Origin of the sequence: Xenorhabdus aichiensis (genome assembly GCF_028598775.1) — a bacterium.
In the GTDB taxonomy this organism is placed as follows: domain Bacteria; phylum Pseudomonadota; class Gammaproteobacteria; order Enterobacterales; family Enterobacteriaceae; genus Xenorhabdus; species Xenorhabdus bovienii.
Map to the genome: position 1 here is coordinate 1 of NZ_JAQRFO010000008.1, position 16,417 is coordinate 16,417.

Here is a 16,417-nt window from a genome sequence, read left to right on the forward strand (position 1 = left end):
GGCGGTGGCCAGTTGTTATCTGACGCCTGATCCTATTGGATTGATGGGGGGAGTGAATCCATACGCTTATGTATCAAATCCCACGGGATGGATCGATCCGCTGGGATTAAATAGCGGTAAATGTGGCGATACGGTTTCTGTTTTTCGAGTCGAAACAGACCATGCAAATAGTAAGAGAATTTTTATTGATGAGAAGGGAAATGTCTCTATTCCTGATACAGAGAGAATGTTATTTTTGAATTTTGGAGAAGAAAGTAGAGCGATGACTTTCCGTGGGGCTGAAGGAGGAGATAAAGTAATTAACACCTTCGAGGTTAAACAATCGTTTCTAGATAAACTAAAAGAAACAGCCATTAGAGAAAGAGATGTAGGTAAAAGTAAGGCAAATAAAAGGCTGCCTCTTAAGGTTGATGTTAAAAAAGCGCCAAATCAATATGGATTAAGAACAGACCATATTAATGAGTTATTAAATGGTAATATTATACCAGGTTCGGGGAAAATATTATGACAATGTCAGAAATAATGAAAATGAAATTAGAGGATGAAAAAAATAGGGTATTATCGTCCTTTTCTGTGATTAAAAAGGATGAGGGATTTATCGTTGATTATATTGCTAATTGTAACGAAAGTAGTGCAAGTGATATTTTAGATAAAGTAAAAGAAATATTACTATTGATTCATGAAAATAGTTTTTCAACTTGGCCTAGTATTGATAAATGGAGTTCTATTTTACCGAAAGAATTTGTGAGTTCTTTTTCTGACTCCGATGATTCTGATGACTGGACTCTTAATGATTGGCTATATTGGTTAGAGCCAGAGAACAGAACTTGGTTTTTATGGGATGTGAAAGAACTGGGTAGTAAATGTTTAAAAATAAGCATAGTAGTTTATGAACATCCTTTCCCATGGGAAGCATTAGAAGTTTTATTTATGAAAATGGGAACGGATGAATTAGAAGAAGAAACTTTTTAATTATTCTCTATAAATAATATAAGATCTAATTAATAAATAAATAGAGCCGGAAAGATCCCCGTGATCTGCCGGCTTTGTTCTTTTAAGAGCAGTTTAGTCCTTGGCCGTTACCCGGAGAACCGCAGTGATTTGCGGGCGGGTGAACTTCAGACCCAGTATGCCGTGTGTGCGCCGACAGGCGAACCGCTGGCGTTATTTGACCCCAAAGGGCATCGGGTCTGGCGTCAGCCTGCCCATTCTTTATATGGCTTGTGCCTGAAGGCACTGGGTGAAAACGCGCAGTTTGATCCGGGGCTGAAATTCGCCGGCCAGTGGCTGGATGAAGAAAGCGGGCTGGTCTACAATCGGTTCCGGTATTATTCGGCGGTCGCGGGGCAGTATCTGACGCCCGACCCAATTGGGCTAGCTGGGGGTGAGAATCCCTATGCCTATGTGTCCAACCCGACGTCTTGGATTGACCCGCTAGGTTTGGCTAAAGCCAAAGGAAAAACGAATGCACAGGCTCATGAGATAGTTAAGTATATGGGAGAAGGTGAAGTCGAGGCAGTCAAGGCAGCGGGAGGGAAAATTGTACCTCATATAAGAGGAAGTGTAGCTCGTTGGGTTAACTTACCTGGAGCTAATTGGAATCCTAATGATGAAGTCTTTAGAGTTGTTTATACCATTACACCGAAAGGAATGGATATATTACAAAATGCTAAAGATTTAGAGGGGTTTTTCGTCGGAGAAGCTGGTTATAAGGATGGGGTATTATCTAAAAATACAAATGAAGCTGGTGCCAGAGGCATTGGTTACAATTTGATTAAAAATCCTGATTCTGCATTCAATAATGAAATTATAAAAGCTAGAAGTGAACAAAAAGTTAAAGGGAAATGGGGTAAACCCAAAAAATGTTCTCATAAACTGGATTAATAAAAATGAATCTAAATGATCTCTATATATATAAATTGAAAAGACTATTCAATAAAAGAGCTAATCCGATAGATAATGACATAGTGTTATTTGAGCGATGTGATGACGAATTTAATGAAATTATTTCACTGAAGATAGTAAATGATTCTGAGTTTAGTCTTCATAGATGGTATGAATGTTTAAACGAAAAAAAAATACCATGTGATCTTCATTGTTATAAACCGTATGATCCTTTCAATAATTTTCTTCGCGTATTACCAAATATTTTTTCGATAAATAATAATGATTATTATCAGGGTAAAAATATTTTTATAAGTTATTTTGTTCATCAACTAAAAAACATTGGTAGAATAGATGCGGGGAATAATTTAGACCAGTATAAAAGCGATTTTATTAACTATCTCTTTTATGAGATCGGATTTGGCGACAACTTTGATAAAAATTTTGTTGTTGAGGATGATGTTCTTTATTTTATCTGTGGTAAAAATGAGGGCGTAAGTAAGAGGGAGAAAGTAATGAGTATGTTATCTTCCATACATGATTTGGCTAAGCAATATGTAAAAAAAGGGCAGGAAGAAACATTAATAGAAATTAATAAATTCCATTGTGATGCAATTAATTTTTTAACTTCGCATGATAAAGATTATCATCTTCCTTTTGAAGATTATAATATAGATTACACTTATCCTGATTTTTTTATTAAGAAGTACTCTGAGAATAAGAGTGAAATTTTTAAAGTAATAAAGGATTGTGTTTCTTCTGGACAAGAGCGTGTAAATGTTTTTGTTTCAAAAATAATTGTAATGAATTACATATATTATGTATTAAAAAACAAACCGGAAGAAGTTTTACTCTTAAAAGAGTTTTGTGGAAAATCGAATGATTTGTTTTTTGATATATTTTCATTTATTTTAAAAATGAGGTTCTACGTTAGAAAAGAACATTTTAAAGGACTGCATCTTGGTTATTATTTGTCAAGAGTAGAAATATAAAGTAGCTAGTTAGAATAATAAATACATCATTGTTGTATAAAAAAGCCGGAAAGATCCTTGGGTCTTCCGGCTTTTATTATTATCCTGCCCGATAATCCTCAATCAGTTCCCGCATTCGGAGCTTAATCTCACTAAGCTGGTCTTGCTGGCCCTGGTACTGTTGCTTGATGCTGCGGGTACCCAAGGTTGCTTCATTCATTACAATGGCATCACTTGCTCTTATTATGGTGGTAACCCGCATGAGCCAATCCAAGTTTACTCAAGCTGAGTGGCTAGACATTTTTGAACAGCAGAAAAAATCCGAACTGACTATCCAGCAGTTTTGCCAAAAAATCGTGAGCGTATGGTGGATTACACCTTCCTCTCCGCCATCGTCCATGGTAGGCGTTTCTCTAAATCCGGGATAGGCTGGCATAATTCATCAAGGCAAACCATGATGTAATCGAAGGGGATCAGCCCATTGGCTTTTGCCGTGTCAGTGACACTGTAGAGGATCGCGCTCGCTTATGCGCCGCGTGGGGTATGGCTGAACAGCCACGTTTTCTGGCCAGTTATTATCAATCGACAGATGGCCATCATTTAATTTTTTGAAATAACAGAGAACTAATAATATTTTGAAAATATAACGGAGAGTAAAATAAAATAGATAAACATATTGGCATTCTGTTTTATTTTGTGGATATGTATCAGTTGGTTAATTAAATAATAAACCACGCCGAAGATATTAATATTTAAGATTTGTCTTGTCTAATAATTGGTATGGAATATTAATTTTATTATTTTATTATTCTGTTATTCTGTTATTCTGTTATTCTGTTATTCTGTTATTCTGTTATTCTGTTATAAATATAAATATAAATATAAATATAAATATAAACGCTAATTCACATAATAAATGCAACCTGAATTTATATAATAAGTGTAACACTTATTAAACCATATTCTTATAATTGAACGTAATTTCTGATAGTAAGTACAATATTTTCAAAAGAAGTGAAATGAAAGAATAATATGTTTTTATCACACGTGAACTTACCTGAATTAAAACTACAGTCGGGCTGGTTTATTTTATCTTATGACCGGCCTTATTATTCTGATGACTCTTCAATAGCGATTGAACTGTGTCAATATTTTGATCGTCTTATTGGTTTTCACAAGAAAACGGGATATTATTTTGACGCTCGTTATGAAGGCGATGAGTATAGTCCAGGGGGTGGATTAACGGTATTTTCTCTATCACGTTTCAAAGATTCAATTTCGATATAAATACATCTGGCTATGGTGATAGTACATCTACAGAAAAACTAAAAACAGACAGTATCAGGGAATTTTCTCGCTCGCTGAATGATTTTGTTGAAAGGGCAGAGCAACAATAACATTTTTAGAATACAGTCTAAAAGTAAAATAAACCGGAATTCCATGCCAGCATTCCGGTTTATTTTTATTGATTTTTTTAGGCCAGAAAAATCGGTAATTCGGCTCTTATTACAATAGTGCCATACGCCGTTTCAACCGTAATAGGCTGATCCAGAAAACCGCTCTCCGCCAACCAGCCGCCAATAAGAGGTTAAACCATGATATGGATAATTTAATTAAAGTTTTTAATCGAGGTAAAATCCGAAGTTATTCTGAAAATAAAAGCATCGGTAGTATTACATGTTTTTCAATATGCGATAAAGAAAAATAATAATCTTATGCTAATTATGAAAATGTTATTTTTTTGAAAAAATAAAAGTATCCATATATAACGTTATAAACTATATGAGAAAACATAAATTCATTATTTTATCTCCTGATTATTGTTTTTCCGGTGTATAAAAATAGAAATTTCAACATCATAGATGGTCTGTTCGATTATGCTGATAATTATTGTCATCCAAATCAGGAATGTGTGGTTGATATGAGGAAAATCACACCATTTAAGTGGGATACCATGTATTTATTTGATGTGGAAATGGATATACGTGAGGTTAATGATATTACTGGTATTCCCTATCATGATTGGTCAATGGATAAACTGTATCGATTCGTTTTTGTTAGAAACAATAAAATTGTTTATGTCGATGAATATTATCCACCTTTTGGTTTTTTTGCAGATTATAGAAGATTGATAATTTATTTTTCTTCCCCAGATGAAAAAGAAAAAGATGATTTTGATTATTACCTTGTTACTCAAAATAATACAAAACTTTTGATAGTGGTGAGAGCATATCACGGTTCTGGGAAAAAATTTTATCGGGTTTCTCCCGCCAATGAACAACAAATGAAAGATGAACGTTCATCGTCAGAAGATAACCATTATTTCAGATAAGAACATACGTAAAAACCATACTGGCATGTATAAATGGCCAGTGTTTTTATCCGTTTTTTCTATTTATCCCGCACTTCCTCCATAACAAATTAAGTCTTCTGCTCCCTCTTAAACTACCACCCTTTCACATTAGCGATGATTTATTTCATTTATTATTTGCTTACCATATTTTCCTATTTGTAACAAAAGAAATTGCTAGTACAATTAGTATACTTTTTCGCTGTATAGAGCACCGATGATAGTGTTCTTTAAATGCAGGAAGAACAAAGAGGGGTTGAATTTTTTTATCTTGTAAATTGCACTTAAAAGATCAAATAGCAATTGTAAAACAGTTGCTTGTAAGTGATGTGGCAACTTATCCACACATCAAGATATATCCTCATGGCATATTGTAAACTCCAAAAGATCAGGCTGCTGATTGAAAGCAGAGGGGGACTCTTTCAAATTGGGTTTATCAATATCACAACATGAGCAATAGTGATAAGACCGATGTTATAGCTTTAATAGTAATGAGTTGATTGCCAAGGGTAAAATTCCAAAAACCGTTTTCTCATATCAAATTTGATTATGAAGGGGGAATGATGTTTGTCCATGTTGCCAACAAGAATATTATTATCGTATTTGCGTTAATATTGGGAATTGTCATTGTATTTTTATCTTTTAATAACAGTAAGTTGAGTCTTATTGGTTATGTTGATAAACATTGTCAGAAGAATACGACCTGTTTGATCGATATGAATAAAATCACGTCTTTTGATTGGGATAAAATGTATATCATCGATAAAGGGATGGGTCGTGAGGATATTGAGTATATTATTGGTGCGGCATTTACGGGGAAAGCCAGTCTTTTTTATAAAATTATCTTTGTTAAAAATCAGAAGGTGATTTATTCGGATGAATATTATCCTCATGCAGAGTCTTACGAGAAGAAATTTCTTAAACCTGATTTTAATTATCCTTATGATGTAAAAGGAAATAATTTTATCTATTATGCGATTTCCAGAGATAACTCGATCCTTTCGGTGGAAATTGAAAATAAGCCATTTATGGGCGATAAAGTTTATTACAAAATCTCCCCTTCTAATGCACAGCAAGTCAGGGGAAGAAGCTTGTAGTCATACCCTAGCTATTGGTTGATAGGTGTTTTGGTGCAAGTCTGTTATTTCTTCTTGGTCTGCACTTTTTTAAGTCTGTTTTTTGTCGGTTCTGGGTTGTGCTGTTGATATTTTAAGCGTTTTTCCAGTTCACAAGTGGCCTTTATACTTTCTAAAGTGCGTGTCAACCCTGCAATCAGGCGTTTATCTCCATCTGCCTGTGCGTATTCAAGTTGTTTCTTCAATGTTTTTTTCTTTATTTCACATCCCGTCTTCTCTTGGCTTGCATAGGCAACACTCATACTGAAAACGATCAATGCAGATAAGATCATAGTTTTCGACATCATGAATCATTCCTGGGGTTATTTTAGGGGCTTATCCAAAATTTTATACACAGATCTTGATTTGATCCTGAAAATTCAACTGAGGCTACAACTGGTAGGAGGGAAATGGAGGCTTTTATCTTTTTTAGCAAGAATGGGGCTATAATGCCTCCTCAATTGTTTGATAAGACATCAGACAAGTTATCAATATTCTGTACTGGGGTTTAAAAATCGAATGCTAAGTTATCGTCACCAATGAAGTTTGGTGTTCTGATGTTATCTTATTTGCATTTAATTATCTTAAATATCAATTCCTTATATTAAATTTTATACTGTATATTGTTCCAGTGTTTATTGACGTTTTCTTACTTTTACATCACACTGTGGGGTAATCGGTGGGGTAACGAATATCTTGAGTTAGAGAGCCAAATGACTACTGGAATAAATCGATTATCAGATAAGAAACTCAAATCGTTACTGGGTGCTCGCTCTGATAAGGTGAGAAAAGTATCTGATGGTGCTGGGCTGATGATTCGTATCACGAAAGTAGGTTCTATAACTTGGATTTATAAGTATCGACTAGGTGGAAGGAGCACGGAAGCAAATTTACTTACCCTTGGGCGATACCCTGATCTGTCTTTAGCGAAAGCCAGAGAGCTGCGAACTCAATGCCGGACATGGTTAGCAGAAGGCAAAGATCCCCAACGAATGATAAAGCTTGATAGAGAAGAAACATTAAAGCCAGTTACAGTTCAGGATGCTATTGAGTATTGGTTAACGGAATATGCTGATAATCATATAGTGAATGCTGGTAGATACAGAGAGCGTTTTAATAAACATTTATTTCCTTACATTGGTGATATGGCTCTTGCGGATTGTGATACACCTTATTGGCTAAAACGCTTTGACCAAGTAAAAAAAGTAGCTCCAAGTGTGGCGGGAATGCTTTTGCAAATGTCACAGCAGGCTCTTAAGTTTTGTAGAATCAGACGTTTTGCTGTTTCCCATGTTTTGGAAGGTATTACGAAGCAGGATATAGGCGTAAAATTAAATAAGCGAAAAAAAGTTTTAACTGAAAAAGAATTATCTGATGTAGTTAGAGCGGTACATAGTGATTTTTTTATTCCTTATTATTCAGATCTTTTTTATTTATTAATTGTGTTTGGTGCCAGAACTGTCGAAGTTCGTCGTTCTAAAATGAATGAGTGGGATTTGGAGCAAAGGTTATGGATTGTTCCTGAAATTAACAGTAAAACGAGAGAGAAAATAGTAAGGCCTATCCCCGATGCTATGGTAACGAAGATACGTAGATTAAAATTTCAAAATAAACATTCTGAATATTTATTAGGAGAATATAAAGAAAATACGGCTGTTAGTTCAACTGGGAACAGAGTATGGGAAAGATTAAAACATAATGAAAAATGGGTTCTTCATGACTTTAGGCGTACATTTGCAACCATGCTAAGTGATGCGGGAATCGCTCCACACATTGTTGAATTGCTGTTAGGGCATACTTTAGGTGGTGTGCTAGCGGTTTATAACCGGAGCCAATACCTACCAGAGAAGCTAGATGCTTTAAACAAATGGTGCGAGAGACTGGATGTATTGGCGGGTAATTATGAGAATGTGGTTATATTAAAGGCAGTTCAATAATAGGGTTTAATTGATTTGATGATAAGCAGGATAATTGTGATAGACACGCAACAATGTTGATTTCTTTTGTAATGATTTCATTTAAGTAAAATACCCTCACAAAAACAATTAAACAGTGAGGGTAACATGACCATTCAATACAGTACTCCTACACCTGAAGAACGCCGCTCAATCCTTTCTGAGTATGGCGAACCTTATGATCGTCTTATACGTGAAAAGGAACGCCAGCACATTACCTCTATTTCCAGAACGTCAGCATGGAAACTGGAAAATGAAGGCCGCTTTCCTGCCCGTAAGCCACTAGGCCGCAATTCCTGTGCTTGGTTGCTCAGTGATCTGCTGCACTGGGTACGTAATCCGCCCACTGTAGACAATGTAAATAACCCATATAGCCGTAAACCTGCTAACTAATAACACCATGGAAAAAATTACTGCCTTGATTGGCAGCGGTCAAACTCACTCTAAAAATAGTTTGATTTTGGGGAATAGGTGGTGTGATGGTAAATAGCTATAGAGATTCTTTGAGATTAAGCAATTATCAATTTGATAAACAACCCTCTTTAAGAGGGTTAGTTAACAATCACAGTTATTACTGGTTGGTTCAGATTTTAGGCTTTATTCCTAAAGTCAGGAGTTTTTCGCGGCAAGCATCTTTAACCCATGAACTGAAATTACCTTTATCAGCTATCTCTTCAATTTGCTCAAGCAGATCGTCTTCAAAGCGAATTGTTCGACGTGTGCTGTTATTTCGTTCATAGGGTTTTTTGCTTTTTTCATCTTGCATCGGTTCGAACCATTATGTTAATTTATTAAACAGTGGTGCGAACCATTATAAAGATGAGCGCCATAAAAAAGCAATGCCCCGTAGTGGTGGAACACTGACGAGGCATCTAACCAAACCGTTAATCGAGGTAACGATCATGGCTGACACACAGTCTAACCAAACTCGCCTAAAATTTACATTCCTAATTGCATCCGGCACTCAGCGGCTGGCTGGTATGTTCTCGCTGATCTTCGTATCACGTCAGGAGGCACACCATGAGCAATAAACCTATCTCACTAAAGCAGGCGCTGTATCGCGTAGGTTTGAGCACTTCACTCTTCACGTTCATTATCAAAAAAGCGAACGACGAGTGCGAAACCAACTTAAATAACTTGATTGCACTGGCGTGCGATATCAATCAGGAAGTTCACCGCGCTCTGTTGAAACATGCCCCGCAGCCTCTTGCGAATAAATTATTAAATTCCGTGATACATAGGCAATCCGGCTCATTAGATCAGGCCGCGTTTCGTGCGGGTTTATGCACTTCTTTATACGAAGTCATTCTTGAGCAGGCCAGCCAACATTGTTCAGAAGAGTTACATGATTTGCTTTCGCTGGCCTGTGATATCAATCAGGAAGCTTACTACTCGCTTTATGCGGTGGTTCATGGCGAGGACGAGTAATCGTGAATCAGGGAAATAATAATCAGAACAGCCGCCCGTTAGATGTTATCCGTGCAGTGAAGCAATCCGCAGTCACTCACTGGCAACTCTTGTTGCCCGCCTGTGGCGTTGATGTTCCCTTAAAGGGCAAACACGGCGCTTGCCCGATATGTGGAGGTACTGATCGCTTTCACTTTATTGACGATAACAATAACGGTGACTGGCATTGTCGCCAGTGTGATGAGCAGAATCACGGTGATGGTCTGGATTTGGTGGCGCGAACCAAAGGGATCACAATCTTTGCAGCGGCGAAACTCGTGGCGGATGTGCTGGCACTTCCTTTACCTGAACCCAAGCCCGCTAAAGAGCAGCCCCGACCAGTGAAACCTATTGCTGAACGCATCACAACAATGCTCGCTACAGCTATTACTGGCGAATCTCAATATCTGGTGAAAAAGGGGCTGCAATGCCCCAACCAGCGGTTATTAAAAGATGGTTCTTTATTACTGGTGACTCAGACACTGGGTGGCACGATCACAGGCGGGCAGACCATTAAGCCTAATGGTGAAAAGCGCCTTGTCTCAGGGACTCAGAAGAAAGGCAGCTTTATTCCTGTCTCAGAGATTACCGGAATACCTGACACGATCATTATTACCGAGGGTTACGCAACAGCCTTAACCGTCAGCCAATTACATGAAGGTGTGGTACTGGCGGCCATTGATGAAAGTAATTTATCGGTGGTAGCCGGACTGGTGAGAGAGCGGTGGCCAAACGCCAGAATCATCATTGCTGCTGATAATGACTGGCACGGGCAAGGCGAACGGGACAAAAACGGCAGGCTGAAAAAGAACGTTGGCAAGATTGCGGCAGAGAAGGCCGCTATAGCGATTAGTGGCTGGGTAACACTACCGTCAACGGCATTGAAAGTCGATTGGGACGATTATCGCCAGCATCACGGCATTGAGGCAGCAAAGCAGGCATTTAATAACGGGTTATATCAGGTTGGGGAGAAAAGACTAATGGAAGCAGAAGCGGTGATCCACGAATCGAAGCCAAAAAAAGCCAACAACAATCTGGCACAAATGGCAGCCAGTCAGCGCGGGGCGTTGGTGGTCGAGCGCTATGGCGAGGTCGCGGTCAATCCAGAAAGTGATATGGTTTACCATTTTAACGGTACGACATGGCAGACCGTATCAGATAATGAGCTGCGCCGCACAATGGTGGCAATTTTTGACCAGCACGAAACCCCTTACAGCCCGAACGGGATCAACAATGCTATCTGTGCCATGAAATTACAAGTGCCGGTTATCGGCGAACAGCGGCAGGATTTAATCGGATTTCGTAATGGTGTATATGAATTATCGACACAACAATTTACCCCACATCAGCCGGAACATTGGCTAATGAACCATAACGGCATTACATTCACCCCGCCTGCTATCGGTGAAAATTTGCCGGATCATGCTCCTGATTTTTACCGTTGGCTATCCCATGCGGCGGGAAGCAATGAACACAAAATGAATCGCATCAAAGCCGCCCTGTTTATGATCCTGGCAAACCGCTATGACTGGCAGCTATTTATTGAAGTGACGGGCGAAGGTGGTAGCGGTAAAAGTATCTTTACCTATATAGCAACACTATTGGCAGGAGAGCATAATACAGCCAGTGGCAATATGAGAGCATTGGATGAAGCCAGAGGCCGCTATCAGTTTGTCGGGAAAAGCCTGATTACGCTACCCGATCAAGTTAAATATGTCGGTGAAGGCGCTGGCATTAAGGCTATTACTGGCGGTGATTTGATTGAAGTTGACGGGAAATATGAGAAGCAATTTTCTACGGTAATCAAAGCCGTTGTATTAGCCACCAATAACGAACCGATGAGCTTTACGGAACGTAACGGCGGGATTGCACGGCGTAGGGTGATATTCCCGTTTAATATTCCGGTCAAAGAATCCGAGAAAGACCCACAATTGCCGGAGAAAATCAGCCGGGAACTGCCTGTGATTATCCGTCATTTGTTAACGGAATTTGCCGACCAGAACAAGGCTAAAAAGCTGCTACAGGCGCAACGCGATTCTAACGAAGCATTAACGGTGAAAAGCAATTCAGATCCGTTATATCGTTTTTGCGGTTATCTGGTGTCCGTCGATGATACGACCGGGATGAAGATGGGTAATAAGAACATCAGCCCACGCGCACCGAGATTGTACCTGTATCATGCTTATCTTTCTTTGTATGGAAGCGCACGGCTTTGAACGCCCATTAACACTGACCAAGTTCGGCGAATCGCTGCCCAAGATTATGTTGGAATACCGGAAGGAGTATCGGAAAGTGCGAACTAAGAAAGGCTACTCTTATAACGTTGAGTTGTCGGAAGAAGCCGAAGAATGGCTGCCGTCTGTGCCTGAGTGTCGGGACTTTAAATCCCTGCTATAAACCTTTTGAGTTTAAGTCTGCATTCTATACATCATTTTAAGTATCTATCTGTATTTAAAAAAAATAATAGATGTATAGTTATTTTTTAGCTATACATCAACTATACATTCTCTTCATTAGGATAAAAAAGGGGTGAATAGAGGATACAGTTAATGAATATCATATTAATTACGACAAACCCAGATGTAGCAAGGCTTTTAGGGGATTGTGCAGAGGGTGCATAACTGAGAGGGCGAAAAAGATTTATAGGGGGGTATCTTTGGCAGGTAAATAAAGCCGGATAAATCGAAGACAGTCAAATAAGGTATCAGCCTGATTTGGTGCTGCCAGAAATTTAAACGATGTAATCTTCTGATTTACTTTAAAAAACAGAGATTAATCACAAATTCATTGCTGCGTTTATACTCTGACTGGAATAGATAAATATTCCTGTTGTATCCTGTTTCATTCGATATTTATCGGAAACCAGATCACAGGAGATAAGATGTCACACATCATCTACTTGTCGTTAAAGGGCAAGAAACAGGGATTAATTTCGGCTGGCTGTTCAACACCTGAATCGATAGGAAACCGCTATCAGGCAGGCCGGGAAGATGAAATACAGGTACTGAGTATCAGTCATACAGTGAGCCGTGATCAAAACGCGCACCATCATCCGGTCAGTTTTACCAAACCCATTGATAAATCTTCACCACTCTTAGCAATGGCAATTGACGGTAACGAATTATTAGAGGCTGTTTTTCTGAGTTATCGAACTAGCCCGATGGGGCAATTAGAAGCCTTTTATGAAATCAAGCTGACCGGCGCAACAATAGTTGATTTTGCCTGTCATTATCCCCATTCGATAAACAGTAATGACCAGATTCCGTATGAGACAGTACAGCTTGATTATAAGTCTATTTCATGCAGGCATCTTATTGCAGGCACATCGGGTTATAGCATTACCCAATTAGCCGGGCGTGAAGAAGGCAGGCCGTTATTGTCTGGGTTCACGAATGTGAAGCTGCTTAAACAGCCATTGGTTGAAGAAACATCCGCAAAACCCTCTAAACATCACGTCCGCTATCGTTTTACGGATGATAACGGCAATCTTTTAGCCGAACATAAGTATCGTGTTTGCCTGCCGGATGGTCAGGTAAAGGAAGGCAAGACTGATAAACAAGGTTATACCCAATGGCATCTCACTGATGACAAAAAGAATCTTGAATTTCATATTTTAAGGGATTAATACCATGCCAACTTATAGCGTTTACACTCAAATTAAATCGAATGTACCTGCTGAAAAATTGTTTTACGATTTAATTATTTCTCGTCAGGATGCAGCAGGAAATCATCATATATTACTGGATGTTGAAAAAGCGCAATTGCAGAGTAATTATGAAACTCAAAAACATATTACTCAGGAAACAGATGATGATCTTTCTGTAATTTATATTATGCAAATTATGCTTTACCGTAAACACGGTTCAAATACTATTCAGGCATTGCAAGCCCCTTTTAAAAAAATGTATACGCTGGGTGAATTTGTAGCAGGTAAAGCCTGTTCGGATAACAAACGAGAAAATGCCTGCTATTTTGAAAGTACGGCTGAAACAAAACCCGTCAGCTATGGCGATAATACGATTGAATTAAAAATTACTATCCCTGAAAGAGTATTTATTGCAAAAGAATATCCAGTTGGTCACGAAAAAGATCCATTTGAAAAAATTAAAATTGAATCGGAAATTCAGGATAGAATTGCAAAAAAAACTTATCCAAGACAAGGATGGGCTAGTTTATGTGGCCCAGCGGCATTTTTTTATTGCTTACAGAAGGATAGGCCAGATATTTATGAGCAATCTGCCCGTGAGCTATGGAAATATGGCAAGACTAAAATAGGTAGATTAGAAATTAAACCGGGTGATGGTTGCCGCCACCCTAACGGTTCTTTCTATAATAATGGAGCACCAACAATTTCAGGTTTAGATTGGATAACATTAGCGAGCTTAAGAGACTCAGAAAATGCTATTTTTGGCTATAATCAAGTTGAAGCTGAAACAGCGGGAGTTACAATGTGGGGGAAATTAACCGAATGGTTTGAGAAAGCAGGTTATGAGAAAATTTTTGATAATATAAGTATTTTTTCCCATAGTAATATCAATGATATAATAACTTTAAACGATTATATAAGAAAAGGGTATATTGTTGTAAGTTTAATATCGGTTGGAATGCTAAACGGATCAGCTGGTGAAACTTCAGGTAAAAATCATTGGATTGTATGGGAAGGTGAAGTTAGCTCAAAAGGAAAGTCAATAAACCTAGATAGTGAAAATGAAATAGTTAATTTAAATATGTTTACTTGGGGAGGGATTAGTGAGCGGGTTAAACCTAATAATAATTTAAATTATTTTTTAAAACATACATTTGGAGGGTTGGTTTTTAAACCAATAAAATAAAAATGAGAAATATTTTTTTCATTATATCCATCTTACTTGTTTCTGCTTGTACAAGACAAACTGTTTCCATTTATCCTAATGGAAACTATTTAAAAGATGCTCAGGTAGGAGTTCCATATAATGAAATAATAAACATACCGGGTGTTATAGATATGGGTTTTTCAGCCAAAATAACACCTTCAAACTCAGGTCTAACATGGAATCCTAGCGATTATACAACCCCTGTTCTGCCAGCAACAGAAAAAGACTATAGCCGTATTCAAATTCAAGGAATGCCTATACATGCTGGAGAAATAACTATAAAAATATCTGGTGGTGTTTATGGCAATATGTTTACAAAAGTAGGTAAATTTAATAAAACCTACACAATAAAAGTGAAAGAATGATTTTTATTATTAGAATGGCGATTTACATCGCCATTTCTATATTTGTATGCTTGCTCAACAGAATCATAATTCTTCCTTATTATTTTCATGATGTTAATAGTTATTTACTGAAAAAATAACTATTCTGAAAAACACCATGAAAAAACTACTCGAATTACGTCAGCAAAAAACCGATTTAACCAACCAAATGCGCTCGCTGCTTACCAAAGCCGAAAACGAAAAGCGCTCTCTGACTGCCGATGAAAACAAACAGTTCGACGAGCTGCGCAATCAGTCTGATGCGCTCAGTGCGGAAATTACCCGTTATGAGGCGTTATCTGACGAAGAACGCAGTCAGGCAGGTAAAACCCAGCCGACCAGCAAGAACCTCAGTAATGACGAATTGCGTCACTATATTCTGACCGGAGAAACCCGCACCTTGTCTACGGGCGTTCCCTCAGAGGGTGGCTATACCGTTATCCCCGAACTGAATAAACAGATTATGCAGCAACTTACCTGTGAGTCAGTCATGCGCCAAATCTGTACTATCAAAACCACTCGCAGTAACGAATATAAGCAATTGGTTTCGGTCGGGGGGGCAGCCGTAGCACACGGCGAAGAAGGCAAGGCACGCGGTGAGACAGCAACCCCGAAGATGGAAGAAGTCAGCATTAAGCTGTTCCCTGTCTACGCTTACCCCAAGACCACGCAAGAGATCATCGATTTTAGCGATGTGGATATCTTAGGCTGGCTGACCTCAGAGATTGCCGATACGTTCGTGGATACCGAAGAAACGGATCTGGTGAGCGGTGACGGCAGCAAAAAAGCCAAAGGCTTTCTGGCTTATCCCCGCGACACGAAAAGCGACAAGGTGCGTGATTTTGGCACGCTGCAAAAACTAGAAGCTACCACGCTTGAGGCCGATAACCTGATTGACCTTAAGTTTCTACTTAAGAATAAGTACCGCAAAAACTCCGTCTGGGTGATGAACTCCAATACCGCCGCCCAAGTGCAAAAACTGAAAAACGGCAATGGAGATTATATCTGGCGGGAACGCTTACAAGCGGGTGATCCCGATATGCTGCTGGGCTTACCTGTCCATTATCTCGAATTTATGCCCGATGGCGTGATCGGTCTGGGCGACTTCAAACGCGGTTATTTCATTGTTGACCATGAAACAGGCATCCGCACCCGCCCCGACAATATCACCGAGCCGGGATTTTATAAGGTACACACCGATAAATATCTGGGCGGCGGTCTGGTGGACTCCAACGCAATCAAGATCCTTGAACGGCAAAGAATCCCGCGAGTGGCTCAGTAATCACCCTGTAGATTATTTGCTGAATGAGTGCCCGAATGACTGCCAGACCCCATTTCAGTTTAAACGAACGTTGATGCGTCATTGCTTACTCAATGGTAATGCGTATGTGGTAAGCCCGTGAACGTGAGGGACTCTCTCCCGTAAAGGTGGCGATGAATTCAGTCAGGCATGGAAGCAA

The 16,417-nt window shown here is 38.8% G+C and carries 18 protein-coding genes and 4 pseudogenes; 17 read left to right on the forward strand and 5 right to left on the reverse strand.

Annotated elements, in window-relative coordinates; genetic code table 11:
• From PSI22_RS05405 to PSI22_RS05420, 4 genes are all read left to right on the forward strand, one after another.
• Nucleotides 1–508: RHS repeat-associated core domain-containing protein (locus tag PSI22_RS05405; protein ID WP_306310514.1), on the forward strand; the 508-nt coding region annotated here is incomplete at its 5' end.
• Complete coding sequence (locus PSI22_RS05410; RefSeq protein ID WP_038196228.1) at nt 505–972, forward strand: hypothetical protein; 468 nt, start codon at nt 505–507, stop codon at nt 970–972. The genes PSI22_RS05405 and PSI22_RS05410, both read left to right, overlap by 4 nt.
• Nucleotides 973–1,032: 60 nt before the next feature.
• Nucleotides 1,033–1,884 carry an RHS repeat domain-containing protein gene (locus tag PSI22_RS05415; RefSeq protein ID WP_273578891.1) on the forward strand — a complete coding sequence of 284 codons (852 nt, stop codon included), beginning with the start codon at nt 1,033–1,035 and terminating at the stop codon, nt 1,882–1,884.
• Nucleotides 1,885–1,889: 5 nt separating this feature from the next.
• Nucleotides 1,890–2,876 carry a hypothetical protein gene (locus PSI22_RS05420; protein ID WP_273578892.1) on the forward strand — a complete coding sequence of 329 codons (987 nt, stop codon included), beginning with the start codon at nt 1,890–1,892 and terminating at the stop codon, nt 2,874–2,876.
• Nucleotides 2,877–2,955: 79 nt separating this feature from the next.
• On the opposite strand, the gene PSI22_RS05425 is transcribed toward PSI22_RS05420, so the two are convergent.
• Complete coding sequence (locus PSI22_RS05425; RefSeq protein ID WP_273578893.1) at nt 2,956–3,117, reverse strand: hypothetical protein; 162 nt, start codon at nt 3,115–3,117, stop codon at nt 2,956–2,958.
• On the opposite strand from PSI22_RS05425, the gene PSI22_RS05430 reads away from it, so the two are divergent.
• Complete coding sequence (locus tag PSI22_RS05430) at nt 3,116–3,283, forward strand: hypothetical protein (protein ID WP_273578966.1); 168 nt, start codon at nt 3,116–3,118, stop codon at nt 3,281–3,283. The two genes, PSI22_RS05425 and PSI22_RS05430, sit on opposite strands and share 2 nt — an antisense overlap.
• Here the strand turns inward: PSI22_RS05430 and PSI22_RS05435 are convergent.
• Both PSI22_RS05435 and PSI22_RS21455 read right to left on the reverse strand, forming a co-directional pair.
• Nucleotides 3,228–3,459 (reverse strand): annotated as a pseudogene (locus PSI22_RS05435) (IS66 family transposase); the annotation flags it as partial. The gene PSI22_RS05430 and the pseudogene PSI22_RS05435 sit on opposite strands and share 56 nt — an antisense overlap.
• Nucleotides 3,460–4,329: 870 nt before the next feature.
• Nucleotides 4,330–4,437 carry a SymE family type I addiction module toxin gene (locus PSI22_RS21455; RefSeq protein WP_370689004.1) on the reverse strand — a complete coding sequence of 36 codons (108 nt, stop codon included), beginning with the start codon at nt 4,435–4,437 and terminating at the stop codon, nt 4,330–4,332.
• Nucleotides 4,438–4,776: 339 nt separating this feature from the next.
• On the opposite strand from PSI22_RS21455, the gene PSI22_RS05440 reads away from it, so the two are divergent.
• Both PSI22_RS05440 and PSI22_RS05445 read left to right on the forward strand, forming a co-directional pair.
• Complete coding sequence (locus PSI22_RS05440) at nt 4,777–5,187, forward strand: hypothetical protein (protein ID WP_273578894.1); 411 nt, start codon at nt 4,777–4,779, stop codon at nt 5,185–5,187.
• Between the two features lie 581 nt (nt 5,188–5,768).
• Nucleotides 5,769–6,302 carry a hypothetical protein gene (locus PSI22_RS05445; protein ID WP_273578895.1) on the forward strand — a complete coding sequence of 178 codons (534 nt, stop codon included), beginning with the start codon at nt 5,769–5,771 and terminating at the stop codon, nt 6,300–6,302.
• A gap of 44 nt (nt 6,303–6,346) precedes the next feature.
• Here the strand turns inward: PSI22_RS05445 and PSI22_RS05450 are convergent, their stop codons facing one another.
• Nucleotides 6,347–6,628 (reverse strand): DUF1090 family protein, encoded by a 282-nt coding sequence (locus tag PSI22_RS05450; protein WP_273578896.1) that lies wholly within the window; start codon nt 6,626–6,628, stop codon nt 6,347–6,349.
• A gap of 405 nt (nt 6,629–7,033) precedes the next feature.
• Between PSI22_RS05450 and PSI22_RS05455 the strand changes: the two genes are divergently transcribed.
• Nucleotides 7,034–8,257, forward strand: coding sequence for a tyrosine-type recombinase/integrase (locus PSI22_RS05455; RefSeq protein WP_273578897.1), 1,224 nt, complete (start codon nt 7,034–7,036; stop codon nt 8,255–8,257).
• 126 nt (nt 8,258–8,383) lie between these two features.
• Nucleotides 8,384–8,668, forward strand: a complete 285-nt coding sequence (locus tag PSI22_RS05460; protein WP_273555753.1) for a helix-turn-helix transcriptional regulator — start codon at nt 8,384–8,386, stop codon at nt 8,666–8,668.
• Between the two features lie 190 nt (nt 8,669–8,858).
• Here the strand turns inward: PSI22_RS05460 and PSI22_RS05465 are convergent, their stop codons facing one another.
• On the reverse strand, nt 8,859–9,041 hold the full coding sequence (locus PSI22_RS05465) for a YlcI/YnfO family protein (protein WP_038189287.1): 183 nt from the start codon (nt 9,039–9,041) through the stop codon (nt 8,859–8,861).
• Nucleotides 9,042–9,177: 136 nt separating this feature from the next.
• Here PSI22_RS05465 and PSI22_RS05470 point away from each other — a divergent pair, with 136 nt between their 5' ends.
• The 8 genes and pseudogenes from PSI22_RS05470 to PSI22_RS05505 form a co-directional block, all read left to right on the forward strand.
• On the forward strand, nt 9,178–9,306 hold the full coding sequence (locus tag PSI22_RS05470; RefSeq protein WP_273555751.1) for a hypothetical protein: 129 nt from the start codon (nt 9,178–9,180) through the stop codon (nt 9,304–9,306).
• Nucleotides 9,296–9,703 (forward strand): hypothetical protein, encoded by a 408-nt coding sequence (locus PSI22_RS05475; RefSeq protein ID WP_273578898.1) that lies wholly within the window; start codon nt 9,296–9,298, stop codon nt 9,701–9,703. Before PSI22_RS05470 ends, PSI22_RS05475 begins: the two co-directional genes overlap by 11 nt.
• Before the next feature lie 47 nt (nt 9,704–9,750).
• Nucleotides 9,751–12,118: pseudogene (locus PSI22_RS05480) on the forward strand (primase-like DNA-binding domain-containing protein).
• A gap of 484 nt (nt 12,119–12,602) precedes the next feature.
• A pseudogene (locus tag PSI22_RS05485) lies at nt 12,603–13,061 on the forward strand (Hcp family type VI secretion system effector); the annotation flags it as partial.
• 289 nt (nt 13,062–13,350) lie between these two features.
• A complete protein-coding gene (locus PSI22_RS05490; protein ID WP_273578899.1) occupies nt 13,351–14,553 on the forward strand; it encodes a hypothetical protein in 1,203 nt (400 codons plus the stop codon).
• A gap of 2 nt (nt 14,554–14,555) precedes the next feature.
• The gene (locus PSI22_RS05495; protein ID WP_051862875.1) at nt 14,556–14,939 is read left to right on the forward strand and encodes a hypothetical protein; all 384 of its coding nucleotides are present in this window, start codon (nt 14,556–14,558) and stop codon (nt 14,937–14,939) included.
• Between the two features lie 136 nt (nt 14,940–15,075).
• Nucleotides 15,076–16,239 carry a phage major capsid protein gene (locus tag PSI22_RS05500; protein ID WP_273578900.1) on the forward strand — a complete coding sequence of 388 codons (1,164 nt, stop codon included), beginning with the start codon at nt 15,076–15,078 and terminating at the stop codon, nt 16,237–16,239.
• Nucleotides 16,208–16,351 (forward strand): annotated as a pseudogene (locus PSI22_RS05505) (phage portal protein); the annotation flags it as partial. The gene PSI22_RS05500 and the pseudogene PSI22_RS05505, both read left to right, overlap by 32 nt.
• Between the last annotated feature and the right edge of the window lie 66 nt (nt 16,352–16,417).

Excerpts from the sequence above, each read along its gene's own strand:
- PSI22_RS05450 (WP_273578896.1), bottom strand. The coding sequence starts at position 6,628 with ATGATGTCGAAAACTATGATCTTATCTGCATTGATCGTTTTCAGTATG.
- PSI22_RS05420 (WP_273578892.1), top strand. The coding sequence starts at position 1,890 with ATGAATCTAAATGATCTCTATATATATAAATTGAAAAGACTATTCAAT.
- PSI22_RS05495 (WP_051862875.1), top strand. The coding sequence starts at position 14,556 with ATGAGAAATATTTTTTTCATTATATCCATCTTACTTGTTTCTGCTTGT.
- PSI22_RS05425 (WP_273578893.1), bottom strand. The coding sequence starts at position 3,117 with ATGCGGGTTACCACCATAATAAGAGCAAGTGATGCCATTGTAATGAAT.
- PSI22_RS05470 (WP_273555751.1), top strand. The coding sequence starts at position 9,178 with ATGGCTGACACACAGTCTAACCAAACTCGCCTAAAATTTACATTCCTA.
- PSI22_RS05465 (WP_038189287.1), bottom strand. The coding sequence starts at position 9,041 with ATGCAAGATGAAAAAAGCAAAAAACCCTATGAACGAAATAACAGCACA.
- PSI22_RS05440 (WP_273578894.1), top strand. The coding sequence starts at position 4,777 with ATGAGGAAAATCACACCATTTAAGTGGGATACCATGTATTTATTTGAT.
- PSI22_RS05430 (WP_273578966.1), top strand. The coding sequence starts at position 3,116 with ATGAGCCAATCCAAGTTTACTCAAGCTGAGTGGCTAGACATTTTTGAA.
- PSI22_RS05455 (WP_273578897.1), top strand. The coding sequence starts at position 7,034 with ATGACTACTGGAATAAATCGATTATCAGATAAGAAACTCAAATCGTTA.
- PSI22_RS05460 (WP_273555753.1), top strand. The coding sequence starts at position 8,384 with ATGACCATTCAATACAGTACTCCTACACCTGAAGAACGCCGCTCAATC.
- PSI22_RS05500 (WP_273578900.1), top strand. The coding sequence starts at position 15,076 with ATGAAAAAACTACTCGAATTACGTCAGCAAAAAACCGATTTAACCAAC.
- PSI22_RS05490 (WP_273578899.1), top strand. The coding sequence starts at position 13,351 with ATGCCAACTTATAGCGTTTACACTCAAATTAAATCGAATGTACCTGCT.
- PSI22_RS05475 (WP_273578898.1), top strand. The coding sequence starts at position 9,296 with ATGAGCAATAAACCTATCTCACTAAAGCAGGCGCTGTATCGCGTAGGT.
- PSI22_RS05410 (WP_038196228.1), top strand. The coding sequence starts at position 505 with ATGACAATGTCAGAAATAATGAAAATGAAATTAGAGGATGAAAAAAAT.
- PSI22_RS05445 (WP_273578895.1), top strand. The coding sequence starts at position 5,769 with ATGTTTGTCCATGTTGCCAACAAGAATATTATTATCGTATTTGCGTTA.